Source organism: Pectobacterium sp. IFB5596, from assembly GCF_021432585.1.
GTDB lineage: Bacteria > Pseudomonadota > Gammaproteobacteria > Enterobacterales > Enterobacteriaceae > Pectobacterium > Pectobacterium punjabense.
The window spans coordinates 91,478-117,681 of the sequence record NZ_LXFY01000005.1; the positions used below are offsets into that span (position 1 = coordinate 91,478).

The 26,204-nt window shown below is 52.7% G+C and carries 21 protein-coding genes; 7 read left to right on the plus strand and 14 right to left on the minus strand.

Annotated features, from left to right (window positions below; all coding sequences use genetic code 11):
- Positions 1–2: 2 nt before the first annotated feature.
- The 4 genes from A6301_RS06875 to A6301_RS06890 form a co-directional block, all read right to left on the minus strand.
- Positions 3–1,019: a PLP-dependent cysteine synthase family protein gene (locus tag A6301_RS06875; RefSeq protein ID WP_107168905.1), complete on the minus strand. Its 1,017-nt coding sequence runs from the start codon at positions 1,017–1,019 to the stop codon at positions 3–5.
- 13 nt (positions 1,020–1,032) lie between these two features.
- Positions 1,033–2,436, minus strand: coding sequence for a Y4yA family PLP-dependent enzyme (locus tag A6301_RS06880; RefSeq protein WP_234257407.1), 1,404 nt, complete (start codon positions 2,434–2,436; stop codon positions 1,033–1,035).
- 39 nt (positions 2,437–2,475) lie between these two features.
- Positions 2,476–4,671, minus strand: coding sequence for a TonB-dependent siderophore receptor (locus tag A6301_RS06885; RefSeq protein WP_234257408.1), 2,196 nt, complete (start codon positions 4,669–4,671; stop codon positions 2,476–2,478).
- A gap of 82 nt (positions 4,672–4,753) precedes the next feature.
- A complete protein-coding gene (locus A6301_RS06890; protein ID WP_234257409.1) occupies positions 4,754–6,655 on the minus strand; it encodes an IucA/IucC family siderophore biosynthesis protein in 1,902 nt (633 codons plus the stop codon).
- Between the two features lie 250 nt (positions 6,656–6,905).
- On the opposite strand from A6301_RS06890, the gene A6301_RS06895 reads away from it, so the two are divergent.
- A complete protein-coding gene (locus tag A6301_RS06895; RefSeq protein WP_234257410.1) occupies positions 6,906–7,793 on the plus strand; it encodes a CoA ester lyase in 888 nt (295 codons plus the stop codon).
- 68 nt (positions 7,794–7,861) lie between these two features.
- On the opposite strand, the gene greB is transcribed toward A6301_RS06895, so the two are convergent.
- Genes greB through A6301_RS06910 form a run of 3 tightly spaced genes read right to left on the minus strand, consistent with a single transcriptional unit; the run spans position 7,862 to position 9,961 of the window.
- Positions 7,862–8,341 (minus strand): transcription elongation factor GreB, encoded by a 480-nt coding sequence (gene greB / locus A6301_RS06900; RefSeq protein ID WP_107168910.1) that lies wholly within the window; start codon positions 8,339–8,341, stop codon positions 7,862–7,864.
- Positions 8,338–9,633: a type II toxin-antitoxin system HipA family toxin gene (locus A6301_RS06905; RefSeq protein ID WP_234257431.1), complete on the minus strand. Its 1,296-nt coding sequence runs from the start codon at positions 9,631–9,633 to the stop codon at positions 8,338–8,340. Before A6301_RS06905 ends, greB begins: the two co-directional genes overlap by 4 nt.
- Positions 9,623–9,961 carry a helix-turn-helix transcriptional regulator gene (locus A6301_RS06910; RefSeq protein ID WP_107168911.1) on the minus strand — a complete coding sequence of 113 codons (339 nt, stop codon included), beginning with the start codon at positions 9,959–9,961 and terminating at the stop codon, positions 9,623–9,625. The genes A6301_RS06905 and A6301_RS06910 overlap by 11 nt, the downstream gene beginning before the upstream one ends.
- Positions 9,962–10,312: 351 nt before the next feature.
- Here A6301_RS06910 and A6301_RS06915 point away from each other — a divergent pair, with 351 nt between their 5' ends.
- Entirely contained in the window at positions 10,313–12,028 is a 1,716-nt protein-coding gene (locus tag A6301_RS06915; protein WP_234257411.1) for a lysophospholipid acyltransferase family protein, read from the plus strand.
- Positions 12,029–12,360: 332 nt separating this feature from the next.
- The gene (locus tag A6301_RS06920) at positions 12,361–14,028 is read left to right on the plus strand and encodes a methyl-accepting chemotaxis protein (protein ID WP_234257412.1); all 1,668 of its coding nucleotides are present in this window, start codon (positions 12,361–12,363) and stop codon (positions 14,026–14,028) included.
- Between the two features lie 113 nt (positions 14,029–14,141).
- Here the strand turns inward: A6301_RS06920 and A6301_RS06925 are convergent, their stop codons facing one another.
- A complete protein-coding gene (locus A6301_RS06925) occupies positions 14,142–15,425 on the minus strand; it encodes a citrate synthase (protein WP_234257413.1) in 1,284 nt (427 codons plus the stop codon).
- A gap of 317 nt (positions 15,426–15,742) precedes the next feature.
- Between A6301_RS06925 and A6301_RS06930 the strand changes: the two genes are divergently transcribed.
- From A6301_RS06930 to kduI, 4 genes are all read left to right on the plus strand, one after another.
- Positions 15,743–18,076 carry a Tex family protein gene (locus tag A6301_RS06930; RefSeq protein WP_234257414.1) on the plus strand — a complete coding sequence of 778 codons (2,334 nt, stop codon included), beginning with the start codon at positions 15,743–15,745 and terminating at the stop codon, positions 18,074–18,076.
- A gap of 233 nt (positions 18,077–18,309) precedes the next feature.
- Positions 18,310–19,098, plus strand: a complete 789-nt coding sequence (locus A6301_RS06935; protein ID WP_107168916.1) for an IclR family transcriptional regulator — start codon at positions 18,310–18,312, stop codon at positions 19,096–19,098.
- Between the two features lie 457 nt (positions 19,099–19,555).
- Complete coding sequence (kdgT, locus tag A6301_RS06940; RefSeq protein WP_215482670.1) at positions 19,556–20,512, plus strand: 2-keto-3-deoxygluconate transporter; 957 nt, start codon at positions 19,556–19,558, stop codon at positions 20,510–20,512.
- 12 nt (positions 20,513–20,524) lie between these two features.
- Entirely contained in the window at positions 20,525–21,361 is an 837-nt protein-coding gene (gene kduI / locus A6301_RS06945) for a 5-dehydro-4-deoxy-D-glucuronate isomerase (RefSeq protein ID WP_234257415.1), read from the plus strand.
- 67 nt (positions 21,362–21,428) lie between these two features.
- On the opposite strand, the gene A6301_RS06950 is transcribed toward kduI, so the two are convergent.
- From A6301_RS06950 to A6301_RS06975, 6 genes are all read right to left on the minus strand, one after another.
- On the minus strand, positions 21,429–21,971 hold the full coding sequence (locus A6301_RS06950) for a carbapenem biosynthesis protein CpmH (RefSeq protein ID WP_234257416.1): 543 nt from the start codon (positions 21,969–21,971) through the stop codon (positions 21,429–21,431).
- Between the two features lie 8 nt (positions 21,972–21,979).
- A complete protein-coding gene (locus A6301_RS06955; protein ID WP_234257417.1) occupies positions 21,980–22,513 on the minus strand; it encodes a CpmJ protein in 534 nt (177 codons plus the stop codon).
- Complete coding sequence (locus A6301_RS06960; protein WP_107168921.1) at positions 22,503–23,384, minus strand: SUMF1/EgtB/PvdO family nonheme iron enzyme; 882 nt, start codon at positions 23,382–23,384, stop codon at positions 22,503–22,505. Before A6301_RS06960 ends, A6301_RS06955 begins: the two co-directional genes overlap by 11 nt.
- Positions 23,385–23,603: 219 nt before the next feature.
- Positions 23,604–25,016, minus strand: a complete 1,413-nt coding sequence (locus A6301_RS06965; protein ID WP_234257418.1) for an FtsX-like permease family protein — start codon at positions 25,014–25,016, stop codon at positions 23,604–23,606.
- On the minus strand, positions 25,013–25,705 hold the full coding sequence (locus A6301_RS06970; RefSeq protein ID WP_107168923.1) for an ABC transporter ATP-binding protein: 693 nt from the start codon (positions 25,703–25,705) through the stop codon (positions 25,013–25,015). The genes A6301_RS06965 and A6301_RS06970 overlap by 4 nt, the downstream gene beginning before the upstream one ends.
- 8 nt (positions 25,706–25,713) lie before the next feature.
- A complete protein-coding gene (locus A6301_RS06975; RefSeq protein ID WP_011095601.1) occupies positions 25,714–26,193 on the minus strand; it encodes a hypothetical protein in 480 nt (159 codons plus the stop codon).
- Positions 26,194–26,204: the final 11 nt, after the last annotated feature.

Below are 26,204 nucleotides of genomic sequence, written 5' to 3' on the forward strand. Positions count from 1 at the left end.
CCTTAACTTGCCTGCTCCAGAGAAATCGCGTTGCCCAGCCAGCGATCCAGATCGTGCCACACGCTGTTATCCGTCAGATTACGTGCCGCCAGCCACTCTTCGTTAAACACCGTATGCAGGTATTTTTCACCGCCGTCGGCGATCGCCAACACAACGTTGCCACCGATACGATCCTGATAGATCAGTTCCAACGCTTTATAGATCACCCCGCCGGTCGAGCCGCCAACCAGCAGACCGTAGTGGCGTGCGATATAGCGTGCTGTTTCAAATGCTTGCGAATCCGAAACCTGCTCACCGCAATCGATACAGCTGTAATCCAGCACCAGTCCCACCGTATCCCCCGCTGGCGTACCAGTGCCGGACTGATAGTAGGGTTTGCCGGGGTGGCCGAAGACGATGGAACCCACCGGTTCAACGGCAATGGTCATAATATCCGGGTTGTGCACCTTCAGGCCGTGAGAAATACCGGTCATCGATCCCCCCGTGCCCACGCAACCGACAAACGCGTCGATCTTGCCAATCTGACTGAACAGCTCGCGGACAAGATCGGCATAGCCGCCCGCATTCGCCGCATTGTCCGACTGATTCATAAACACCGCACCGGGAATGTCCTGTGCCAGCTGCGCCGCCATACGCTGACGTTCCACTACCGCCACCTCATCTTCGCCATAATCACCGGAGACATAGCGAATTTCCGCCCCCAGCGCGCGCATGATGGCAATTTTGTCCGGTGCCGCATGATGATCGACCACGGCAATAAAGCGCAGACCGTATTCGATCGACGCCAATGCCAGTCCGATACCGGTATTACCCGATGACGACTCGACAATGGTGCCACCGGGGCGGATTTTCCCTGACTTCAGTCCGGCAACAATCATATTTCTCGCCATGCGATCCTTCATGCTGCCACCGGGGTTGTTCTTCTCCACTTTTAAAAACAAACGCGTGTCCCCATAGGGAACGGGAATGTGTATAACGGGCGTATTACCAATCAAATCAGTTACTTTACTCAGGATCATGGTTCTGCTCCATTCAGTTATCACTGGAAAAAATCAGCTCACCTTTCTTACCTTTGAAAGCGCACAGGCGCGCAGGCAGCGGATGCCGATGAAACGCGTTCTCCAGCAGGTCCATTTGGTATCCCGCCGTATTCGCGTAAATCAGTAAATCGCCTGGCTGCGGCACGGTTCGAAAATGAATCAATCGGTTCGTAATGACATCGTCGTCCAGACAGCTGTGTCCGGCGATCCAGGATTTGCCCGGCACCAGAGGCGTGTCTTTTTTGACGGAAAAAACATGCAGAGGATCAATCAAAAACTCAGAGTTAAACCAGGTTTCACACGCGCTAAAGCTGCTGCCTTCCACAAACACGACGTGGTTGCCATCCGGCTGGCGGCGCGTGCGCGTGACGCGAAACACGGTAATCGCACTTTGGTCAGCCAGGCTGCGTCCCGGCTCAATCGCCAGAATCAGGCCGTGCTGCTTGAGCACGTCCGCTACGCGGTTCTGTCCGATTGAGCCGGGCAGGAATGCTTCAAGATAGTCGGCTGCCGAACGCTCGCCGCCGTACGGGTAAAACGAGGTCGGCACCTGACCGTGGCGGTAATCCGCCGCATTCTGCTGCGCTAAATAATCCTGATAGCGTGAAGCCGAAAGATATTGAATCGGCAATCCGCCGCCGATATCAATAATGACCGGCTGCAACCCCCGGGACTGCGCCCGCTCCAGTAATGGCAATAGCTCGGCGAATGCCGCCACGCGGGTATCGGGCTCATAGCCGCCGAGATGGAAATGGAAGCCTTCTAAACGCAGCGCATCCTGCCTGACGCTCAACGCCTCCAGACAACGTTCGACCTCATCGGCCAACATGCCAAAACGGCTAGCCTGTGCGAACGATGGGCGATAGCGCAGTAGTACGCGCACCGGCTTCGTCACGCGCAGCAAATCCGCCAGCGCGAGCACCTCGTCGAACTCTTCCGGTGAATCCAGCACGATAAGCGCACGGTGATGAACCAGCGCCGTCAGGAACTCACGCGTTTTTGCCGGGCCGGTGGCACACAGTCGTGCGCCATCGCCGCCTGCCCGCAGCGCATCGTTCAGTTCCTGTAGGCTGGAAACATCCACGCCAACACCCGCATTAACCGCCGCCTGTACCAGCCCCGGCGATTTGTTCACCTTCGCGCCGTAGTACAGGCGGCAGTCCACGTCGTGACGCTGCAACACGGTTCGCAATGCCGCGATATTGTTAGCCACGGTGTGCGGCCAGACAATATTCAGCGGAGACCCATACTGTTCAACCAGCCATGACAACCTCTGGGTCGAGTCGAAAAGGAACTGCTCAATCTCACTATCCAGATAAGGCGTCAGTCTTTCAGGCCAGTGTGCCTGCATAACAGAGTGGGAAGACGCTGCGGCAAAGCTAAACAGGTTGCTCATTGCTATCTCCTAACGTTCGGTTCCTGAAAACGCATGCCCTTAGAAATCAACCGCCACGGACAGCATCAGCGTCCGCGGCGTTCCTTGCGATACCGTGCTGAACGACGTCACGCCAGACCAGTAGTTGTGGTCAAAAGCGTTAAGGACATCTGCTCGGAACGTGGTCGGTGCGTTATAGATGCGCGTCTTGTAACGGGCGCCGAAATCAACGGTGGTCCAGGAAGGAATAGACTGGGTATTGATGGTGTTGACGTTCTGCTTCCCGTTATGGGTGACGTTGGCGTTCAATGTCAGATCGCGCAGGAACGGCAGGTCATATTCCACGCCGGCGTTCGCCTGAAAACGCGACGTACCCGGTGCACGCTTGCCCTGCGCACCCGGCGTCACGCTTTTGGTCAGTTCAGCATCCAGCAGCATCACGCCGCCCGTCAGACGTAGATCCTCCAGCGGTGAACCGACCACATCCAGTTCGATACCCCGATTGCGCTGCTCGTTAGCCTCAATAAACTCACTGCCCGGTCCGTTAGCTAACGCGCCGCTCGGTTTGGTGATCTGGAAAACGCTCAGCGTGGAGATCGTCCCCAGCGCGTCTACTTTCACCCCAGCTTCGTACTGTTTGCTCTTATACGGCGACAGCACCTGACCTGGATTACTTGCATTTGCTGGCGCAATATCCCCTTTGCTCAGCCCCTCAATGTAGTTGGCATAGAGCGAGACGTGCTGCCAAGGCTTCACTACCACACCCACCATCGGCGTGATCGCATTTTTGTCGTAGGACGATGAAGGTGCGCTATTGCCGGGAACAAAGTTATCCGACTTGATCTGCTGATAGCGCAGCCCACCCGTGACTTGCAGCGCATCGTTCCAGAAGCCGAGCGTATCCGCCAATGCGATACCTGACAGCGCGGTGGAAGAGCGTTTATACACACTTGGCGGCGCAGCGACATTCTGTACGGGTGAAGAAACCGGATTATAAATATTCGAGTTAATCGCTGTTCCGTTGCCAATACCGGTCGCCTGACGATCGCGATAGTAGCTGGTCTGTGCCGACAGTTTGTGCGTCACCGAGCCCGTTTCCACATCTGCCCGAACGCCAGTCGCCAGCGTGTAGCGGCTGGTAGTAAAGCGATAATTCCCTACAGCAGAACTCACATCGCCGTTATTATTCGTGACCTGCGGCACCTGCTCCGAGAGTCGGCTCACGTGTGCGCTGGAACCACCTAAATCGGTAAACCAAGTGACGTTATCCGCCAAATCGTATTCGGTATGCAGCAGCACCGACTGGTCTTTGGAATGCCAGAACCCCCACGGCTGGGAAATATTGGTATTACCATCCGGCGCGTCAGGCACGGTCACACCCGCTGCAAACGAATAGGGCCTGGACGGTGCACGGGTTTTCAGGTGCTGCGTGATGAGATCCAACGTGGCGCGGAAGCGTTCCGATGAGAAATCCAGCCCGAGCGCGCCGACCTGCGTGCGCTTGTCGCTGCCGTCCCACACGGTGTCGCCGTAACCGTAATTGCCGTTAAAACGCACGCCGAGCAGGTTGTTGTTGTCCAGCGCATAAACGCGGGAGATATCCGCATGCTGCGTGAGTTGAGAATCAGACTGCCAGCTAGTGGTGAGGCGGGTCAGATTGCCGACGGTAGTCGGGCGTTTGGTGACGGCGTTAATCACGCCGCCCACGCTGCTGTTAGGTGACAGCCCGTACAGCAGCGCCGACGGCCCTTTCAGCACTTCCACCCGCTCGATGTAGTCGGTCATCAGTTGGTAGTTGGGCGCGACGCCGTAGACACCATTCATGGCGATATCGCTCAGATTACCTTCGTTGAGCGGGAAACCGCGGATGTAATAAGAATCCAGCAGACCGCCCTGCGAACTACTGACTCGCACCGAGGCGTCATGCGCGACTACCTGCCCCAGCGTCTGCGCCTGCTTGTTTTCAATAAACGATGAGGTCATGTTGCTGACATTAAATGGCGTATCCATCACGTCCTTTTTGCCCAGCAGCCCGGTGCTGGACGCACGCGCCGACATGCCGCCCGCCACCAGCCCCTGCGCAGCCTCAGCGTCTTTGGCTTCGACCACGATAGTGGAATCATCGCGCTCGCCCGTTGCCGACTGCACGGGTATCGCGATGCCGCTTAGCACAGCCGTTACGGCGATGGCCAACGCGGAGGGAATAGGAAAACGAGTCTTCCCGGTAGGTGGAGTGAAGTTCTTCCTAGCGTTCATCAACAAAGTTATCCATCTCAAAATGAGGAGTGAAAAAGATGCTCCCGTTTTTCAGCCTGTGGGGCAGGAGCATCGCCATACATCACGATCCGATGCGGGTTTCTTCCCCTTCCGTGAGGAAGGGATTGCTCAGACCATGCTGAATTCGGTAGTCGCGGTATTCCTGAATGTGCATGCGCAGCAGCGAACGCGTATACCAGGGCTGGGTCAAAAACATGTCGCGTTCGGTCTGCCACAGATCGCCATCAACGCGCGACTTCACCGCGTCAAACGCCGCGGCAGTTTCTTCCTTCATCACCTGCCACAGCCGGGCATCGGCAAAGCCGTATTCCGCGCTGAGCGCCAGCGCCAGTTCGTGCAGGTGGCTGACAAAGCAGGCATCAACGACAAACATCCGCACGGGTTCGATATCGTCTTCAAACACCGTGGGCAGAATGCCGGGCCAGACGTAGGGTTGCAGATGATGGCCGCGCTGACGCAGCAGCGGTGCGTAGGTGCGCCCGTCGCCGAAATCACGGATTAATAGCCCTTGCGCGACACCTTCAGATGAAAAGAGGATCTGGCTGTTCTGCTGATGCGCTTCCAGCCCGATGCCGTACAGCAGATAGATAGCGATAACAGGACGAGTAACGGCGCGCACGTATTGGCGGAACCAGGCCTCTGCGCCGAGCCCGGAAAGCGTAACCAGCTCGGTGAACAGCGGCTGGTCGCGGTGAGGCAGCGCCGTAAACAGTGTGGCGACGGTCACGGGCAGCGCGCCGTCAGCGCGTTCATAGGCGTGCGCATCGCGGAAAACGACAGAGAGGTGTTTGCCCGGCGCGTCATCCTGATGAACCGCGTGCTTGTAGTGGAAAGCGGCTTCTTCGCGGAAAAATTCCAATCGCTGTTCGAATCCCCCTTCCTGCACCAGAATCGCCTCGATAATGGCGCTGATGCGCGGCCCCATGTGGATCGATTTCGCCTGTAGGCTACGCATTTCGCTGGTCATCCAGATGGCGACAGGCAGTTTGATGAAGGGGGAAGAAGGCGGTTCAACAGGCAAAACCGTACGAAACGACATGCCCGGAAGCGTGATGAGATCGGGGCCGTCGGTAAGCAGAATCCCTTCGGCGATCTCGTCCGCGTAGTGGGATTTCACCCAGTTTTCCAAATGCCAACTGTGGATGGGCAGCGGGAGCCATTGCGCCTCATCCAGCCCCTGTTGATTCAGGCGCTGCTTCCAGTCCTGCCAGAGCGCCGGGAACGCTTGAGCAAACCACTGATGAAAATCATCGACATGTGGCATACATTCCACATACGCCATATCACGGCGTAGTGCGGTAATACGCAATGGTACACGGGCATTGAATTCGGGTGACAGCAGTTGGACGTCTTCGTCACTCAGGCCCGGACGAGATTTCCAGGTCGGGTAGTAGGGATGCCCTTCCAGCGATCCCCACTGATCGAGAAACATGGCGGCATCGCGAATACTTCGCTGCCGACGCAGCCATTGCGTGAAATATTCTTGCCCATCCTGTCGCATGGCCTCAGCCACCTCAGCACGCCATTGACACCGATAGCGCCGGGCATTCGTATCATTACGGATGCTGTTAGCCACATCTCTTTTCAAGCCATTAATGCCGCTTTCTTCAGGATGGAAATCAAAACTATCGCGGAGTACATCAATCAACCGCTCGTGACCGTTGACGGGAAAAGATGTCCCATCTGAATGAATGAGAGAAATATTTCCATTATTAATATAGGTATTTGCCGGGGCTAGATAAATATCATCAAATTTCACCTCCCCTTTTCCATCTCGTAAAACAAGCGTTGCTGACCTGGAATTAACCCCATTTAAAATAAGGTCATTTCTATTCAGAATTCCTTCAGCAAAAAAGCAACGAATCAATCGCCTCAACGCATTTTTATTTGAATAATCAGAGAGAAAATCACCTGGAATCTGATGTATATCCTTGTGCTTAACTGCGTCTACCTTGATATTCATAACCACTCCTCATACCGATAAAACAAGTAATAATTAATTGCAGTAACGTATAAAAAGGTGTCATTAGGACTCGGGTTAACACATCCCGAAACATAATAAAAATGTCGTGATAGATAGATTGAAAAATAATGAACGGAAAGCTAGCATACCATTAACGTCAATGTAAATAGGTATCATTCTTATTCGCAATTAATTAGTTACATTTTAATAAAATTATCTTAAATCAATTAATTAACAGAAGGAGAGCAGCATGGAATACGCTAAGACCTATCTCTTCGTACCCGGTAATGCACCCCGTCGCTTTCAGCATGCTGTTAACTGCGGTGCCGATGCCGTGATATTTGATTTAGAAGATGCTGTTCATCCTGATGAAAAGAACCAAGCCCGAGAAAATATTATTCAGTGGTATGAAAAAGATACTGCCGTCTCTGATGTAAATTGCAAAAAATATATACGTTTAAATAAATTTGGCTCAATAGCGTTTAGTGAAGACATCAAGTTCCTGAATAAGCTCAATAACAAAGAGGGATTAAGACGTAACGAAAAATTAAGAAATAAAGTAGTCAATTGGGAAATTGTCTTACCTAAAATAGAGTCCGCAGAAATGCTGAATGACGCGAGGGAAATGATAAATCGCAATAAAAATAAACTAGAAAATGTGAATATTATTGCGATTATTGAAACAGCACGGGGGTTGCATAACGTAGAGGAAATTTGCGCCGCAGGCATAGAAAGGGTCGCATTCGGTTCACTGGATTTTTCACTCGATATCCATTGCGATCAATCCCTATATGCTTTGCTGTATGCCAGAAGCCGTATTGTATTAGCTTCCAGATTGGCCGACTTGCCGCCGCCAATAGATTGCGTCAATCCCGACTTCACGCATCACGAGCGGGTGTTAACTGACGCATTGCACGCACGCTCGCTCGGGTTCTCAGCCAAACTGTGTATCCATCCCTCGCAGATCGATGCCGTTCAGCAGGCTTTCGCGACAGATCGCAGCAAAATAGACTGGGCAAAACAGGTGTTGAAAGCGGCCGAACATAGCTACGCTTTTCAGATAAACGGCGAGATGGTTGACTTACCCGTCATTGAGCAGGCCAGGCAACTATTGCGATCGCAAAATGCAGATGACTAAACCAGCTTCAGGCGACGTCGCACTTTTCAGGTCAGCGATAAATCCGCCCGGCGTAAGCTGGGCTACGCTTATGACTTAACGTAATCAATCGAATTAACGAACCATTCGCGCGGCCCCTCTGGCGTATTCACGGTGAACTCCTCATCAACCGCTTTTTTCAGCATCGCACGCGCCATCGGGGAGTCAATCGAGATATAGTCTTTATTATCACCGTAGATCTCGTCCGGGCCGACAATCCGCAAGCGCTTCACATCACCCTGCTCATTTTCGATCTCGACCCAGGCACCAAAAAATACACTGCCGTCCTGCTGCGGTGAGTAATCGACAATTTTCAATTCCGTCAGACATTTTCTCAGGTAGCGCACACGGCGATCGATCTGGCGTAACAAACGCTTATTGTAGGTATAGTCCGCATTTTCTGAGCGATCCCCCAAGCTTGCTGCCCAGGAAACGATTTTGGTAATTTCCGGACGCTTTACATTCCAGAGATGTTCATGCTCAGCCCGCAGTTTGTCATATCCCTCGCGGGTAATCAGATTGGTTTTCAAGTCAGTAACCCCGCTAGCGCTTTAGTGCGTACAACGTCCGGCGTACCTTCAAAAATAAAAGGGTTGAGAAACATACGGCCCCAAAACAGCTTGCGGTCCACTTCACTTAATACGACTTCATCACAGATGTCTTCCCAGCATGCACGCACCGTTTCTATCTGATGCATGATGATCTCAATAGCTTCAGCTTCACCCAGAAGAAATTTAGGAGCGGCCTCCAGACAGAGGGAGAGATTACTCATCCTGTTTTCGCCAGTGATCAACATTGCCTGCGTCGCCTCATTACCCGCCCGATTCTGCGGACAGATATCATAGGCTGGTGTCAGCTTTAGAGCGCGACCATCCCAGAATGCCGCGTGATTTCGGGCATGATCGTCGGTGTTTCCGCAAATGATATTAAAGGTTAGACGGCCAAACAGCTCGCGCAGCGTCGCTTTCGGTTCGTCGAAGCGTTGCCGAATGATATCCGAGAATTCTTCGTAGCTCGCATATCTCGCCATCATTTCATCAAGGCCGAAAAGCGTCAGTGCAGAGACCATCAGCCTACGTTTCCAGCCATCTTCTACTTTCGTACGGTCAAAACGTTCTATCAGAATCACGTCCTTCCCCGCCGTCTGCCGAAAGTGCACCGGAGCCACATTTAAACCAACACTCGCAGCCAGTCGCATCGCAATGTATTCGGCCTTAACGACGTTGTAGGTATCCGTTGAGGATGAAAATTTTGCGATAAACTTATGGTTCTCATCTTCAATCATCGCTTTCGGCCGAGCGCCACCTAACGAACTCCCATGGAAAAGTGCTTGATCAAGCTCAGGCGTCAGCAAAGCCCCCTTTTCCACCATGGTTGCAGCCAGCATCAACTCTTCAAGAGAAGCATTTTGGGCTGAACGCGGGACATACTCTGTTGGCGATGCTTGAAAATCAAGCCCGCCAATTCTGTCTGAGCCTGACTCAAGCAGGTATGTCAGTTCATCCAGCATACCGCTATCCGCTCCCCTGCCTCTGGCCCCCATGAGTCGATTAAGGATAACCCGTCGCCCCCACGCGTCAGGTGCGGCATCGCGTAATGCACTCGCCTGCCATAGGCCCGCTGCTGGCGGGATAGCACCACGCATTAACGGCAGTTCAGGTTCATAGATAGGGATCGCGTCTTTTCGCTCCAGATAGTGACGACCATAATTGAAAATAAGTCGGTCGCCGTCCCGGCTCAATAAACCAGCCACAACGGGCTTCGTCGCATCAGGCAACCAGATCCACACGTAGGCTTTGCCGACAGCGTTATCAGAAGTCATCATTCACGATCTTTTTGGAATTATGTACAGCACGCGGTAGAAGAGAGAGTGTTTTCTCCGTGTTTGCAATATGAAGAGCCATTGCGGATTGATCTGCGGTAAAAAGAGGCACACCAACAAGGGTCGCCAACTCAAAAACCGCACCAATTGAGCATCCCATATCTCCTTCCTCCGCGCGATAGACCAAACCTCGTGATACGCCCGCTCGTTCAGCTAATTCTTCTACCGTCATATTACGTTCAATCCTCGCGCTGCGAAGCATCAACCCCAGTAAACGAGCGGCATCACGGCTGTAGCGAGAGTATGTTCGAGCAGAAGGTTTCGCCATCGCTATATTCCTGTTCCATTAATGGGGCATAACATATACCTAACACCTATTTATAGAACATGATGCGTCTATAATGAAGGAAACACAAGACTACTGTTCTATTAATAGGTCATATTTTTAAACTATGCCTTATTAATGAAACACACCTCCCCCTGCATTGAATAACAGCGGCAAAAACCTGTCCTAGCGCGCTTTTTCCACAGCTAATCGGCAGGCTGGGTTGGTAATAGCACGCAAAAATCACGCGTTCATTACACAGATTTACAATTTTGGCTAATAATCTATCAACAGACATAAATATGTCATTTCTATCCCGTACTTTTAGCCACGGAGAGCTACGGAGAACGATTTATGTTTAGCTTAGACGCCATTCTGCAAGATCTTGCCCCGCATCGCCATACGCCACCCTGGCAGAAAACGGTTTTGCGTTCTCTGCTATTTGAAAATGAAATGCAGCAATTTGCCCGGCGTTACCCGCATTTGAAAGGATTGGATCTGGTCGAACAGATTCTTGACTACTTCAATTTCAATTGTGAAATGGTCGAAGGGGATTTAGAAAATATCCCCAGTCAGGGGCCGGTGGTGCTGGTTGCCAACCACCCGATTGGTTCGCTGGACGGTCTGGCGCTACTGCGCACCGTCGCCAGCGTCAGGCCCGATGTTCGCATCGTCGCCAGCCAGCTCCTCTCTTATGTCGCCCCACTTAAAAATCTGTTTTTTTCCGTCGATAACTTCAATAACCGCACCAAACGCCAGCAAATCAGCGCCATCCAGCAGCATCTGGAAAGTGACGGCGCGATCATCGTGTTCCCGGCAGGTGAGGTTTCACGCGCCAGCCTGAAAGGGATTCGTGACGGCCACTGGCATAATGGCTTTATCCGCATGGCGAGCAAAGCCCGTGCGCCCGTGGTTCCGATTCATATCGGAGGACGTAACAGTGCGCTGTTCTATCTCTCTTCCATGGTTTATCGCCCGCTGTCCACCCTCCTGCTGGTCAGAGAAATGTTCGGCCAACGCGGACAAACACTCAAGCTGCGTATCGGTGCCAGAATTCCCTATACGTCCTGGAGCCAGGGCGAATGGAACGCCAACGATCTGGCAGCCCGCTTCCGGCGACACGTTTATCGATTGGGACAAGGAAAACCCGGCTGCTTTGCAGGTGAGAAGCCCATCGCGCTGGCCGAAGATCGTGTGCTGCTGAAACGTGCGCTGTCAGCGTGTGAAACGCTGGGCACCACGCCGGATGGCAAAGTGGTCTATCTGTATCGGCGCGGTGAAGAGGATTACGTACCGCTGTTGCGTGAACTCGGACGCCTGCGTGAAATCGCTTTCCGCGCCGTGGGCGAAGGCTCAGGCCAGCGCCGCGATCTGGACAGCTATGACGATGACTATATGCACCTGATCCTATGGGACGATCGCGAGCTAGAGATTGTCGGTGCTTATCGCTTTGTCTCAACGGCAAACCTGATCGCTGAAAAAGGGAAAAGCGGCCTCTATAGCCACAGCCTGTTCCAGTACGGCGACGAAATGGACCCAATACTGGCGTCAGGCATTGAACTGGGGCGCAGTTTTATTCAACCCAAATATTGGGGTAAACGCGGACTGGATTATCTCTGGCTGGGTATTGGTGCTTATCTGGCACGCTATCCAGAACACCGCTATCTATTTGGTCCGGTGTCACTTTCTGGCACGTTGCCGCCTCATGCACGCGATTTGCTGGTTGCGTTCTACCGCCTGCACTTCACGCCTGACCAGCCGCTGGCAACCTCGCGCCGACCTTATCCGGCATCGCTGCCTGACGTGCTGAAGCAGTTTGAAGGAACAGACTATCAGCAGGATCTCACACGGTTGAAAAGCATGCTCAGCAATATGGGGTGCGCCATTCCAACGCTCTACAAGCAGTATTCGGAGCTGTGTGAACCGGGAGGCGTGCGGTTTATCGACTTTGGCATCGATCCCGACTTCAATAACTGCATTGACGGCCTGGTGCTTGTCGACCTGCAACAGCTGAAAACATCACGCTATCAGCGCTATATCGCCCCTTTTATCAGCGATAAAGCCTCTTGATTAACCGGTGCGTTCGCCTCTGAAGGGCTAACGCACCACTTCTCCGTTCCTCCCGCATTCCCCACTCGGCAACATCAAAATAACCCGTATTTTGTCTCTCAGATCACACATTTCATACGAAATCCCTCTCGCCGTAATTTACGTGATCAACCGAACGCTTTTACTGCCGATATTAAAGATATTCTTATCTATAGGTTTTTAAATACGGGAGTCGACGATGTATCCCGAAAATGAAAAACATGGCAATAAAACCCTGTCATTACTTGCATCAATTACGATAGCAAGCCCCCTCCTTTGTGCCTTCGTAGCATGTCAAAAAATTAAGGATGTTTATGAATATGCTGAACAGAATCAAACTCGGTAACATGCTGGGTATGGGATTTACTCTGGTTATCATCATCAGTTTGCTGGTCGCATTCTTCGGACGACTCCAGCTGGTTGGGCTGGGTAACGACATCAACCGGCTTTCCGGCACCACGTTAGCCAACATGCTACTCATTCAAGAGGTTAAAGCCGGTTTTGATGCCAATGCCCGTCTTATCCGCAATATTGCACTGAGCACCGCCCCCGAGAAAATTCGGCAGGAAAAACAGTTTGTTGACGAACAAATCGCCCGCAACACCGCCAATCTGAAAAAACTCGGCCAACAGTTAGATACCGAAGGCACCAGCGCACTGTTGAAACAGTTTCAGGACACGCGTCCACCGTACCTTGCCGCTTTTTTAAAAGCCATGGAGCTGGTGCAATCCACCGACCCACAACAGCGCCAGCGGGGTAGCACCATTATTCTTAACGAGATGCAAACCGCGCAAAATGCGCTATTCAAAGTGCTGGATGCGATGACAGCCTCACAACAGCAGGATACCAATGAGATTGTCAGCCGTGCGCAGAATGATGCGCAATCCGGCAGCGTTATCATGCTGATTCTCTCCCTTGCTGCCACCGCGATGGCCGCTGTCGTGGCATGGCTGATTACCCGTACATTGAAAAAACAGCTGGGCGGCGAGCCGCTGTACGCAACCCACGTTGCCCGGCATGTAGCCGAGGGCGATCTGGCCGTCGACATCGATATAAAACCGGGTGACCACAGCAGCCTGTTAGCCACCATGCATCATATGAGTAATAGCTTGGGAAATATCGTCGAACAGGTACGACAAAGCAGTGAAGCGATTGCTTCTGGCTCAAGCCAGATCGCTGCTGGCAGTGAAAACCTCAGCCAACGTACAGAAGAGCAGGCTGCCAGTTTGCAGCAAACCGCCGCCTCGATGGAGCAAATGAGCCAGGCGATTCGTCAGAATGCGGATACCGTGCGTAACGCCACCCGCCTCGCCAGCCAAACCAGCGAAACGGCGACGAAGGGTGGTGAGGCCATTAGCGATATCGTTGTGACGATGAAAGAGATCTCCGCCAGTTCGCATAAAATTCGCGATATTATCAGCGTGATTGACGGTATCGCCTTCCAGACCAATATTCTGGCGTTGAATGCGGCCGTTGAAGCCGCCCGCGCTGGCGAACAGGGCCGCGGCTTTGCCGTCGTCGCCGGAGAAGTCCGTTCGCTGGCACAGCGCTCCGCCTCTGCCGCTAAGGAGATTGCGGTACTGATCAATACCAGCGTCGAAAAAGTCGAAGCAGGCAACCGTCTGGTCGAAGAAACGGGTAGCACCATTGATGAGCTGGTCAATCAGGCACGCAATGCCGCAACGTTAATCAGCGAGATTGGGACAACCACGCAAGAGCAGGAATCCGGCATTGCGCAAATTCATGATGCGGTTAACCAACTCGATCAGGTCACACAGCAGAACGCAACGCTGGTGGAAGAGTCTGCCAATGCAGCAACCAGCCTGCGCGAACAGTCTGCCCATCTGGTGACTCTCATGAACCATTTCCACCTGCGAGGCATGTCAGCAGCCCGTCCAACACCGGTGGCAAAGACAGCACAACCGGCTCGCTTAGCGCTAGCCCCAGTCGGTAACACGCAGGATAACTGGGAAAAATTCTAGCGTCTTTCTCCTGCCCCCAGATGCCACAACATCGGCATCTGGGGGCAATCGTACTAGCCCTTCCTTTGAGAAGCATTATTTCTTCTGAGAAACGCTATTTCTTCTGAGAAACACTATTTTTTCTGAGAAACATAGTCCCGGCGCGGCTGCCCAGTGTAAATTTGCCGCGGGCGATAAATGCTGATGTCCTTCTGTTTGTGCATTTCATCCCAATGCGCAATCCAACCGATCGTCCTGCCAACGGTAGAAATGACCGTAAACATTGATGGCGGCAAACCCATCGCTTTCAAAATGACCGACGTATAGAAATCGACGCTTGGATAGAGCTTATTCTCTAGAAAATAGGCATCGGTCATAGCGATATGTTCCAGCTCCATCGCCACCTGTAACAGGCTGTCTTCCGTACCTAACTCACCTAATACTTCGTAGCAGGTTTTACGCAGAATCGCCGCACGCGGATCGAAATGCTGGTAGACCGAGTTACCGAACCCCATCAGGCGGAATGAATCACAGCGGTCTTTCGCTCGCCGTACAAATTCAGGCACGCGATCGACCGTTTTAATCTCTTCCAGCATGCGCATACAGGCTTCATTCGCCCCGCCGTGCAGCGGACCCCACATCGATGCCAGCCCGGCGGCAATGCAGGCAAACGGATTCGCACCGGAAGAGCCAGACGCTCTAACCGCCATCGTAGACGGGCATTGACCGTGGTCAGCATGCAGAATCAGGATGCGGTTCATCGCCCGTTCCAACACCGGATTGACTTCATATTTTTCCGCCGGCACTGAAAACAACATGTGCAGGAAGTTGCCGGTATAGGAGAGGGAATTTCGCGGATAAACAGAAGGCTGCTCGATGGAGTATTTGTAGCACATCGCCGCCAGTGTCGGCATTTTTGACAGCAGTCGCACTGCCGCTAGCTCGCGGTGCTCCTCGTTATGAATATCGAGTACATCGTGATAGAACGCGGCCAACGCCCCTACCACCGCACACATCAGCGCCATCGGATGAGAGTCACGGCGAAAACCGCTGAACATCCGGGTAATTTGCTCATGAACCAGCGTATGCCGGGTAATGTTGTTGGCAAATTCCGCATAGGCCTCCGCAGAAGGCGCGTCGCCATGCAGCAGGATGTAACAGACTTCCGTAAAATCGCACTGCTCGGCAAGCTGTTCGACAGGGAAGCCCCGATGTAGCAATACGCTATTCATTGCATCAATATAGGTAATCGCCGACTTGCATCCTGCCGTATTGGCAAAGCCAGGATCATAACTGCATAGCCCGTGTTCACCGAGAGGGCGAATGTCCACCGCCTCTTTCCCCAGTACGCCGGAACGCATTTCCAGCGCAATACTCGCCTGCCCTTCTGCCGTCAACGTGGACGTTCTGACTGTCATGAACCTTTCTCCTGCCCGAATAATGATGTTGTTCCTTCAGCTCTCACGGGCTTTGGATAGGTCATCCCGTGCTACACGCCCTGATCAAAACAACACTCAATTTACAAAGAAACAAGCCAACGTATTTCATACGCTAAAATCGTGAGTGGGTTGCAAGAATCTGACGGAATATTGATTTAGGTAAAGATTGTTGCGCTGAACAGCGCGAGATCGCCCACGCTTTCCAGATGGCAGCGGCTGGCATTTTGCACGCTCAATCCGTATAACTGTCCTCACTTGTTTATTCCACTCATTTGATGACGACTGATATCAGACCCATGAATGATTCATTAAGCCACATTATCGCCAACGAATTGCAGGCGCGCACGGAGCAGGTAGACGCCGCAGTCCGCCTGCTGGACGAAGGAAATACCGTCCCTTTTATCGCCCGTTACCGTAAAGAAGTGACCGGCGGACTGGATGACACTCAACTGCGCCAGCTCGAAACACGCCTCGGTTACCTGCGTGAACTGGAAGACCGGCGCCAGACTATTCTGAAATCCATCGATGAGCAGGGAAAGTTAACCGCGCAGCTCGCCACCGCCATTAACGGCACGCTGAGTAAAACCGAGCTGGAAGATCTCTACCTGCCGTATAAACCTAAGCGCCGCACCCGTGGACAAATCGCGATTGAAGCCGGTCTGGAACCGTTGGCCGATAGCCTATGGCAAGACCCAAGCCAGGAGCCGGAGCTGACGGCACAGGCTTATGTCGATGCCGAGAAAGGCGTAGCGGACGTGAAAGCCGCATTGGACGGCGCGCGTTACATCCTGATGGAGCGCTTTGCCGAAGACGCGACGCTACTGGCGAAAGTGCGTCACTATCTGTGGAAAAACGCCCATCTGGTTTCCCGCGTCGTGGAAGGGAAAGAGGAAGACGGCGCGAAGTTCCGCGACTATTTCGATCATCACGAACCGATCGCTCAGGTGCCTTCACACCGCGCACTGGCGATGTTCCGTGGCCGTAACGAAGGCGTGCTGCAACTGGCGCTGAACGCCGATCCGCAGCACGAAGAAGCGCCGCGTGAGAGCTACTGCGAACAGATTATTATCGACCACCTGAACCTGCGGCTAGGCAATGCAGCGGCAGACAGCTGGCGTCGCGCCGTCATTAGCTGGACGTGGCGCATCAAAGTGCTGCTACATCTTGAGACCGAGCTCATGGGCAGCGTGCGTGAGAAAGCGGAAGACGAAGCCATCAACGTCTTCGCCCGCAACATGCACGACCTGCTGATGGCCGCTCCGGCGGGTATGCGTGCCACGATGGGTCTCGATCCCGGCTTGCGTACTGGCGTAAAAGTCGCGGTGGTGGATGCCACTGGCAAGCTGGTCGCGACCGATACGATTTATCCGCACACCGGTCAGGCGGCTAAAGCGGCTCCAATAATCGCCGCGCTGTGCCGTAAACATCAGGTTGAGCTGGTAGCGATTGGCAACGGCACCGCCTCGCGTGAAACCGAGCGTTTCTTCCTCGATACGCAGAAACAGTTCCCAGAGATCAACGCGCAGAAAGTGATCGTCAGTGAAGCCGGTGCGTCGGTGTACTCCGCGTCCGAGCTGGCCGCGCTGGAATTCCCCGATCTGGATGTGTCGCTGCGCGGTGCCGTGTCTATCGCTCGTCGTTTGCAGGACCCGCTGGCAGAACTGGTGAAGATCGACCCGAAATCCATCGGTGTAGGCCAGTATCAGCATGACGTAAGCCAGAGCCAACTCGCGAAAAAACTGGATGCGGTGGTCGAAGACTGCGTAAACGCCGTCGGCGTTGATCTCAATACCGCCTCCGTTGCACTGCTGACACGTGTCGCAGGGCTGACACGTATGATGGCGCAAAATATTGTGACCTGGCGTGATGAGAATGGCCGATTCCACAACCGCGAGCAGTTGCTGAAAGTCAGCCGTCTGGGGCCAAAAGCCTTTGAGCAATGCGCGGGCTTCCTGCGTATCAATCACGGCAATAACCCACTGGATGCCTCCACCGTTCACCCGGAAGCCTATCCTGTCGTAGAACGCATTCTGGCCGCAACCGAGCAGGTGTTGCAGGCGCTAATGGGGAATCCAAACGCGCTACGTAACCTGAAACCGTCGGATTTCACCGATGAACGTTTCGGCGTGCCGACGGTGACTGACATCATTAAAGAGCTGGAAAAACCAGGTCGCGATCCGCGCCCTGAGTTTAAAACCGCCAGCTTCGCCGACGGTGTAGAAACCTTAAACGATCTGCTACCGGGCATGATTCTGGAAGGCGCAGTCACCAACGTCACCAACTTTGGCGCGTTTGTGGATATCGGCGTCCATCAGGACGGCTTGGTACATATTTCATCGCTGGCCGACCATTTCGTCGACGATCCACACAAAGTGGTGAAAGCAGGCGATATCGTGAAAGTGAAAGTGATGGAGGTGGATCTGCAACGTAAGCGCATCGCACTGACGATGCGGCTTGATGAGCAGCCGGGTGAGACGTCATCGCGCCGTGGCGGTGGCAATGCCCGCACTGATAACACGACCTCACCGCGTCAGCCAGCAGGTAAATCACGCCCCCGTCCAGCAAGTGCACCTGCTACAGGTAATAGCGCGATGGGTGATGCACTGGCCGCCGCCTTTAAAAAGCGTTAATCCCCGTTCTTCTACTATTTAAAAATCCCTGACCTTGTGAAAATAGGGTCAGGGATTTTTCTCTTTCCCGCCAAAATACCGCTATTTTGTTTCCCTAATAAAACTACGTTTCATTTATATTGAAATATTCAACCTATTTGAGATTAATTTGTGATCTGTATCTAGGTAAATAAATTACCGTTGCGTTATTATTGTTCTATATAGGAAACCAAAGTTTTATATATAGAACAACTATGAATATATTCCAACAGCTCGAACACAGTAAAGCGCCAGCAGCCGTCCGTTTAGTGATGGTTCTTGACTACATCGCCAAACGCGACGAAGCCAGCTTCACTGAGATTTGTACGGATTTGTCTATCCCCAAAAGCAGCGTACATCATCTACTGGAAGTGCTGGTGGTCACACAGCTATTACGTCAGCGCGCCGACGGACGTTATGTTCTGGGGTTGAGACTATTTGAGCTGGGTGGTCTGGTAATAAAGAATATTGACCTGCGTAAAGATACAATTAACTTTATGCATGAGCTGGTCAAAGAGACGGAATTGACCTGCCATCTTGGTATTCTGGACGGCGACAATGGTTTCTTCCTGAGTAAAGTGGAATCACCCAAGGCTATTGTAAAAACATCTTGGGAAGGTAAGAAAATTATTTTTAACCGCATGTCTCTGGGAAAAGTACTCGTGGCCTGGCTACCACAGGAAAGAATTGAATCACTAATTGCCAATTGCACCTTTGAATATTTAACGCCCCGGACGATCACCAATAAATCTGATTTCCTACAGCACCTGAAAATCGTCAAAGAACAGGGCTGGGCCATAGATGACGGTGAAGATATAGAAGAAATTTGCTGTATGGCCGCGCCGATTTTTAATCAGGATGGCGAAGTCATTGCGGCTATTGGCGTTAACGGCATGCAATCGCAATATGCGAATGGAAAAAAAGAGAAGCATCTGGCAAGCCTGATTAAAACCAGCAAAGCAATTACCGCTCATATTAACAGCCGGAATATTGATATCAGATAATTTATTTCTCAAAAACAGCCATATACCCTAAATAATTCGAGTTTCAGGAAGGCGGCAAGAGAAGGAATCCCGATGAGCTTACTCAGGTAAGTGATTCGGGTGACTGAACGCGGCCAACGCACATGCAACTTTAAGTATGACGGGTATAATTAATTTTAATGAGTGACGTATTGAACGTCATTCAGTAATCGTCATGACATAAAAACCCGCAAGCGTGAATTACGCATTACGGGAAGGCAACCTATACCCTAAATAATAGCCAAGAGCATCAATATCAAAATAACGAAGAGTATTCATTATCAATTTTATAATAAGGACAACCATCTTCACTAATTAATGAAATCGGGTAATAACCCCTTGGGTTTTATTTCACCCTATTTATGATTTTATACCAATACTCCATCTGCTTTCACTGAAAGCGGGCTGAATATCTTTTTATTTTTAAATGAGGTCTTTTATGAAAATCAAACAAGCCATTGATAAAATCCCAGGGGGATTAATGCTGGTGCCGCTCTTTTTGGGCGCACTCTGTAATACCTTTACGCCCGGTGCGGGGAAATATTTAGGGTCTTTCAGTAACGGCCTGATTACCGGCACGATCCCGATTCTGGCAGTCTGGTTTTTCTGCATGGGCGCGTCCATTGAACTTAAAGCGACGGGAACGATGTTGAAAAAGTCAGGCGTTCTGGTGATAACCAAACTCGCCACCGCCTGGGTTGTCGCGATGATCGCAGGCACGTTCCTGCCGGGGGACGGCATCCAAAATGGCTTGCTGGCCGGGATCTCCGTGTTGGCACTGGTCGCGGCAATGGACATGACAAACGGTGGTTTGTATGCCGCATTGATGAACCAATATGGTTCGAAAGAAGAAGCGGGCGCGTTTGTGCTGATGTCTCTGGAATCCGGCCCGTTAATGACTATGGTTATTCTGGGTGCCAGCGGTATCGCGACCTTTGAACCTCAGCTATTTGTCGGTGCCGTCCTGCCTTTCCTGATTGGCTTTACGCTGGGTAACCTGGACCCGGACTTGAGAAAACTATTCGGCAATTCAGTACAAACTCTGATTCCTTTCTTCGCCTTTGCGTTGGGTAACACCATTAATTTAGCGGTAATCCTCCAAACGGGCTTCGCAGGGATCTTCCTCGGCGTATTGGTAATTATCGTTACCGGCATTCCATTGATTATCGCCGATAAATTTATCGGCGGCGGTAATGGAACCGCTGGCGTGGCCGCATCCAGCAGCGCAGGTGCCGCCGTCGCCACTCCCCTTCTGATCGCGAATATGGCACCAGAGTTCGCGCCGGTCGCGCAACAGGCAACAGCGTTAGTCGCCACCAGCGTCATCGTGACGTCAGTATTGGTGCCCATCATTACGGCATTATGGGCAAAACGCTTTTCACCTAAACACGCATAAGAAGGTAGCAAAATGGACGTAAGACAAAGTGTACACAGTGAGCATGCGAAAACGCTTGATACCACCGAGCTGAGAAAGAAATTTCTCATTGAGAAGATATTTACGCCAAACCACTACACCATGACTTACAGCCACATCGACCGTATTGTTGTGGGCGGGATCATGCCAGTGGATGGCGAGATAACGTTTGATGACGGCATCGGCAAACAATTTGGCGTGAACTATTTTCTTGAGCGGCGCGAACTAGGGCTGATCAATATCGGCGGCCCGGCAAAAATCGTTATCGACGGTACAAGCTATCAGGTTGGCAATGAGGAAGCGCTCTATGTCGGCAAGGGAGCCAAGGCCTTAGCCTTTAGTAGCCTCGACAAGACTAAACCGGCAAAACTGTATTATAACAGCGCCCCCGCGCATGCCATTTTTCCGACACGCATCATTACACAGGATGACGCGATCAAAGCGCCGCTGGGAGACGTCACGACCTGCAACAAACGGACGATTTGCAAATATCTGGTGCCGGAAGTGGTAGAAACCTGTCAACTGAGCATGGGATTAACGCGTCTGGCAGAAGGCAGCAACTGGAATTCAATGCCAACGCATACCCATGAACGCAGAATGGAGGTTTACTTCTATTTTGATATGGCGGAAGACACCATTATTTTCCATATGATGGGTGAACCGCATGAAACGCGTCATCTGGTGATGCATAACGAACAGGCGGTGATCTCCCCCAGTTGGTCGATTCACACCGGTGTCGGCACCAAAAACTACGCCTTTATCTGGGGCATGATCGGCGAAAATCTGACGTTTGACGATATGGATCATATCGCGATGTTGGATTTACGCTAATCCCTTCCGGCGTGATGCCACAAGAGTAAAAAAACAGGGTGAACCACGTTCACCCTGTTTTTTAGCATCAATAATCCAGTTCTACTGGCACAGGGTAATCCTGCAATTTCGCCGCTCCGCCTAACGCTTCACGAAGGGTGGCCGAATAGCGCGTGGTTCCTACGCCACCAACAAGATTATCCAGCTCGCTAAAGGCAAAACGTAGCGCCCGGTTATGCGCCCAGTTCTCCAGTGGCGTTAAACGATAAGTGAAATACACCACCGCCAGTTCCTGAGTCACGCGATCGACTTTCTCAATGCGCTCCACCTGCATCCTGCCGTAACACAAGTCACCGTACTGACGCCAGTTTTTATCCCCTATGGGCGATAAACGGTATACCGTGCTGGTTCCTTCCGGCGTGGCATAGGCCAGACCCGCATCGACCAACGCGTGCAAACGCCCAATGTTCCAAGGTGCGTCACCTTTAGGGCTATGCACCGGCCACTGTTTCTCGCCCAGACACAAAGGCGATCCTGCATCAAAAAAATCCTGTACCTGCTGCTGATAATCCCGCTCGCTAAGCTGTGCCAACGCCCCGAAAGGCAAAAGTAGTCCTGCTGCGATTAACATCGGCGTTTTCATTTTGCTAGCATTGCCTCATCGACTTCCTTGTAGGCCTCATCGACGGATTGGTAGGCATTTTGCGTTACCACACGCTTGCGTTCTGACCATTCATACAACGGTACACCCGGATCGTCCTGCGACGAGTTGAAACCGTAAATCGTCAAAATCACTTTTGCAGGATCAAAGGCGTTTTCCCCTTCCTTCCTCGCCGATACCAGAAAGTAGCGACCTCCAGACAGGAACAGTTGGTTATCCTGTACCAGAAAATCAGCAGCGGCGGACAGCCGATAATCAAACCAGGTAAATGTATTACTGTTGGCAACTGGCATAATACTGTGTCCGCCATCCGGCCGTTGTATAAAGAAAGTCAGCCCGAGATGAGGATGCGAGGTATTGTTGTCAAACTGCGCCACGACAACATAGTCTTGCCCACCGTCCTGATTCAGATCCAATCGGTTGATGCCGTCTTTCAGCACCACGGGAGACAGTGCAGCGGCAGCGCTGCTGATGGCGCAGATCACCAACCCACCAACGAATTTATTTATCACCACGCGTCCTTACCAATCGAAAACCGATATCCGGCATGAAAAAACCGGGCGTATGCAGATCGCAGCTTGCCAGGCTATGCACCTGTTCCAGATAACTTCCGCCGCAAAAGTAGAACATCGTTTTGCCGCCTTCTACCGCATAGGGCTCATTCAACCACTCAGAGACATTGCCACTCATGTCGTAAAGACCCAGTGAATTGGGGCGCTTCGATGCCACTGGCACCGTTCCAAACAACGGCTTTTCCGAAGGAAAATGCGCCACGCGCTCCGGCTGTTCGCTGCCTGCATAGCGAGCGCCGTAAGTGGCATCCGCAAGTCCCTTCTTACCGCCTCTGGCCGCTATTTGCCATTCCGCCAACGTCGGCAAGCGGTAACCTGATGCCTGCGGATTCTCACGCATCAACTTGTCGTTATCGTCTTCTGGAGCACGCTTCAGCGTCTTACCGTCAATAGTGAGGTAACGAGGTTGCAGTTGCTGCCGCTCGCTGAGTGCATTGGCAAAAATCACCGCATCCCACCATGAAACATTGGTCACGGGGTGTTGCCCACCATCCTGCTCAGGTGGCAAACAATCTTCAAACGTCGCGCCATTGCAGCCGCCACTCAGCTGATAACCGTGTGCGTCCGCCCAATCTTGCAGTGCATGGTACTGCTGATAGGTGATTTCTGTTTGCGTCATGGAAAAAGAGGTGATCGACGTGTTGGCATGGGCCGCATAGTCTTCTGGGCCAAAGACAGAACCCACATAAAAATTGCCGCCGTCGACGTTAATTTCCGCCATCCCGTTCACCTTAGCTTCCATGACGGGTAGCGCTGCGGCATGCGATAGCACTAAGCACAGCCCTGAAAAGATAAAACCGTTCTTTAACATAACAATCCGTGTTGACCGTACTGAGGAGGGAACATCATTTATTTATTCGCCGCCGAAGTATATGCCTCTGCCTACGGTTTGAGCTAGCCGTAGAATAGACTTTTCATCGTCTTAGCGGTTCAAGCGAGGGGGCTGTAGAGGGGAGAAAAAACAGCATCGGGTGCCAAAACAACGCGCCCGATGCCAACACAGCTTAGCTTAGCGAATGAGTCAACGCACTTATTCCCCTCGCAGCGCCGTTGCGGGAGACTGCCGGTAAGACAGCATCGCTGGGATCGTGAGGACGACAGCGGCAACCAGCAACAGGAGCAGGACGAAGTGGATATCTTCCCATTCCAACGTCACTGGCAGCACGAAGCCGCTTTTTTCGCTCATGACTACCGCAATCGCACGTGCCGCAAGGTAGCCAAGACCGACACCCAGCAACACGCCGACGCCCACCAGCGACATCAATCCGCTCCAAATCAGCGTAAAAATGCCGTAGCGCGGCGCGCCAAACGCCCGGAGTGCACCGATCTGTTTCTGCCGCTGACGCAGGTGGATAACTGCCACCATCGCCACAGCCACGCCGACTAATCCCTGTGTCCCCAGCGAGATATAGGTCAGCAGTTCGCGTATATCACCCAGCATCGAGTACAACTTCACCAGCACTTCACCGGGGAACACCGCCAGCGTCGTGTTGCTGCGATACAGCGAACGCAGTTGATAAGCCCCTGCAATTGTTTTTGGTTTCACAACAATCGCAGGCAGCCCCGCCTGATGTTTGTGCTCGTGCGCCTCTTCTTCGCCGTGCTCGTCAGCATGTGCTGCCGTAGCAGGGTTCGCGGCCTCAGCAGGGTGGTCACGGCTTCCCGAACCTTCCGCAGAATGAGCTTCATCGTGATGTTCATCAGCATGCGGCTCATCTTCCGTGTGCGCAGCGTCATCATGCCCATGTTCACCTTCATGTTCATGTTCATGCTCATGTGCGCCATGGTCGTGGCCATCGTGGTGTGCATCATCCGCATCATGCGGTGGATGGATTCCATGTACCCGCCATACCGCGTTCACCGGAACCAGAATCGCTTTATCCCACGCGCTGCCGTCAGCAGGCAACACACCGACAACGGTGTAGGTGACGTCATCGTGCGCGTGCGCGCCTTCTGTTCCCACCTGACCATGAATCGGGCTGAACGTACTCCCCACCGTCAGCCCGGTTTGCGCGCCGACCACAGCTTCAAAACCATCGTTGAAGAGACGTCCGGCGGTGAGCTGTCGCTTGCCGTTATCCGTCACCAGCGGCGGCGTGGTGCCGATAATCGGCATCCCTTGATAAAAATCACCAAACGCGACCGGAGCCGCCCACGCCACCAGCGGATTCTTCTCCAGATCGGTCAGCACCTGCGCGGGAATCAACGTCAGCGCAGACGGTTGCAAAAATACGGATGACAGCACGAGCTGTGTTTCACTTCCCGGCGCACCAATCACCAAATCAAAACGATCGGCAGCCTTGGCGCTGCCCATACGTAATGCTCTTTCCTGCAAACTCACCGAAATACTTAATGCTGTCGCCACCGCGATCAGCAACACCACGACCAGCACACCCGGCCATAGCCGACGCCAGTCGACCCAGATAAGACGCCATGGAATCATGCACGATCCTCCTGATAGGGCTTGTCCGCCACAAGGCGTCCTTTTTCCAGTTGAATACAGCGCGACATCTGGGAAGCCAGACGCGCATCGTGCGTAATGGCGATAAGCGTTGCGCGACTTTCGCGCGCCAGCGTCACCAGCAAGTCAGCAATCTGCTCACCGCTCTGTGCATCCAAACTGGCCGTTGGCTCATCGGCAACGATGATGTCTGGGTTGCTGAGCAAGGCTCTTGCTACCGCCACCCGCTGCTTCTCGCCGCGTGATAACACCTCAACCGGGCGTTTTCCCGTATCCAGTCCGACCTGTGCCAGCAAATCTGCCGCCCGTTGCCTGAGCGACGTGGGTATCCGCCAGTGATGAAACTGCGCGGGCAGTAAGACGTTCTCTATCGCATTCAGGCCGGGAAAAAGGTGGAAATCCTGCATCACCAGTCCGATATGCTTTGCCCGCCAACGGTCACGTTCCGCTTCATTCAACTGCCAAATGTCCTGCTTTTCCCACTGCACCTGACCCGTTCCACTGTGATCCATGCCAGTGATGGCATTCACCAACGTGGTTTTACCGGAGCCAGAAGGCCCCATCACCGCCACCCGTTCGCCAGAACGAATCGACAGTGCGGGAATATCCAGCACGGCCTCAGACGTATCGGGGAAGGTCACACTCAGGTGTTGAATCAATAACTCAGCCATCAGCGCTCCTAAAGGGTATCGAACGTCGCTTCACGCAGTCGCAGCAGGCTGACAAAACCCGTTTCGGGATCGGTCCACGATCCGTGCTCCAACACGCCTTCTACTTCAATCATGGTGTTGTTCTGTACGAAGGTCTGACGTTTGGCGAGATAGACCACAACGATATCTTCGGGCCAGTCCGCATCAGACGAACAGAAGGGGCACAGCGCCATCGGCATTTTAGTTAAAACAAAGAATTGTGACTCCGCCTTGAGCGGCGGTGCCATGAAGCCGTGCATCTTTACCCGTTTGCCGGAAAGTGCTTTGACGTCATTGGAGAATTCAAGACCCAGCACGCCGTAAGAGGCATACAGCTTATCGAAGGAGAGTTCAGACTGCGCGGCGTTCACGGGTGCGATGCCACCAAGGAGCAGCAACACCAACACCGCACGCAGCCAAGAGAATAAAAGCGGGGTTGCCCCCGCTTTGCTGCATTTCGCATTATTCATAGCGTCGTAAG

What these genes read in the sequence shown, in the direction of transcription:
- A6301_RS06875 (WP_107168905.1), bottom strand. Translation starts at nt 1,019, where the DNA reads ATGATCCTGAGTAAAGTAACTGATTTGATTGGTAATACGCCCGTTATA.
- A6301_RS06880 (WP_234257407.1), bottom strand. Translation starts at nt 2,436, where the DNA reads ATGAGCAACCTGTTTAGCTTTGCCGCAGCGTCTTCCCACTCTGTTATG.
- A6301_RS06885 (WP_234257408.1), bottom strand. Translation starts at nt 4,671, where the DNA reads ATGAACGCTAGGAAGAACTTCACTCCACCTACCGGGAAGACTCGTTTT.
- A6301_RS06890 (WP_234257409.1), bottom strand. Translation starts at nt 6,655, where the DNA reads ATGAATATCAAGGTAGACGCAGTTAAGCACAAGGATATACATCAGATT.
- A6301_RS06895 (WP_234257410.1), top strand. Translation starts at nt 6,906, where the DNA reads ATGGAATACGCTAAGACCTATCTCTTCGTACCCGGTAATGCACCCCGT.
- A6301_RS06905 (WP_234257431.1), bottom strand. Translation starts at nt 9,633, where the DNA reads ATGACTTCTGATAACGCTGTCGGCAAAGCCTACGTGTGGATCTGGTTG.
- A6301_RS06910 (WP_107168911.1), bottom strand. Translation starts at nt 9,961, where the DNA reads ATGGCGAAACCTTCTGCTCGAACATACTCTCGCTACAGCCGTGATGCC.
- A6301_RS06915 (WP_234257411.1), top strand. Translation starts at nt 10,313, where the DNA reads ATGTTTAGCTTAGACGCCATTCTGCAAGATCTTGCCCCGCATCGCCAT.
- A6301_RS06920 (WP_234257412.1), top strand. Translation starts at nt 12,361, where the DNA reads ATGAATATGCTGAACAGAATCAAACTCGGTAACATGCTGGGTATGGGA.
- A6301_RS06925 (WP_234257413.1), bottom strand. Translation starts at nt 15,425, where the DNA reads ATGACAGTCAGAACGTCCACGTTGACGGCAGAAGGGCAGGCGAGTATT.
- A6301_RS06930 (WP_234257414.1), top strand. Translation starts at nt 15,743, where the DNA reads ATGAATGATTCATTAAGCCACATTATCGCCAACGAATTGCAGGCGCGC.
- A6301_RS06935 (WP_107168916.1), top strand. Translation starts at nt 18,310, where the DNA reads ATGAATATATTCCAACAGCTCGAACACAGTAAAGCGCCAGCAGCCGTC.
- kdgT (WP_215482670.1), top strand. Translation starts at nt 19,556, where the DNA reads ATGAAAATCAAACAAGCCATTGATAAAATCCCAGGGGGATTAATGCTG.
- kduI (WP_234257415.1), top strand. Translation starts at nt 20,525, where the DNA reads ATGGACGTAAGACAAAGTGTACACAGTGAGCATGCGAAAACGCTTGAT.
- A6301_RS06950 (WP_234257416.1), bottom strand. Translation starts at nt 21,971, where the DNA reads ATGTTAATCGCAGCAGGACTACTTTTGCCTTTCGGGGCGTTGGCACAG.
- A6301_RS06960 (WP_107168921.1), bottom strand. Translation starts at nt 23,384, where the DNA reads ATGTTAAAGAACGGTTTTATCTTTTCAGGGCTGTGCTTAGTGCTATCG.
- A6301_RS06965 (WP_234257418.1), bottom strand. Translation starts at nt 25,016, where the DNA reads ATGATTCCATGGCGTCTTATCTGGGTCGACTGGCGTCGGCTATGGCCG.
- A6301_RS06970 (WP_107168923.1), bottom strand. Translation starts at nt 25,705, where the DNA reads ATGGCTGAGTTATTGATTCAACACCTGAGTGTGACCTTCCCCGATACG.
- A6301_RS06975 (WP_011095601.1), bottom strand. Translation starts at nt 26,193, where the DNA reads ATGAATAATGCGAAATGCAGCAAAGCGGGGGCAACCCCGCTTTTATTC.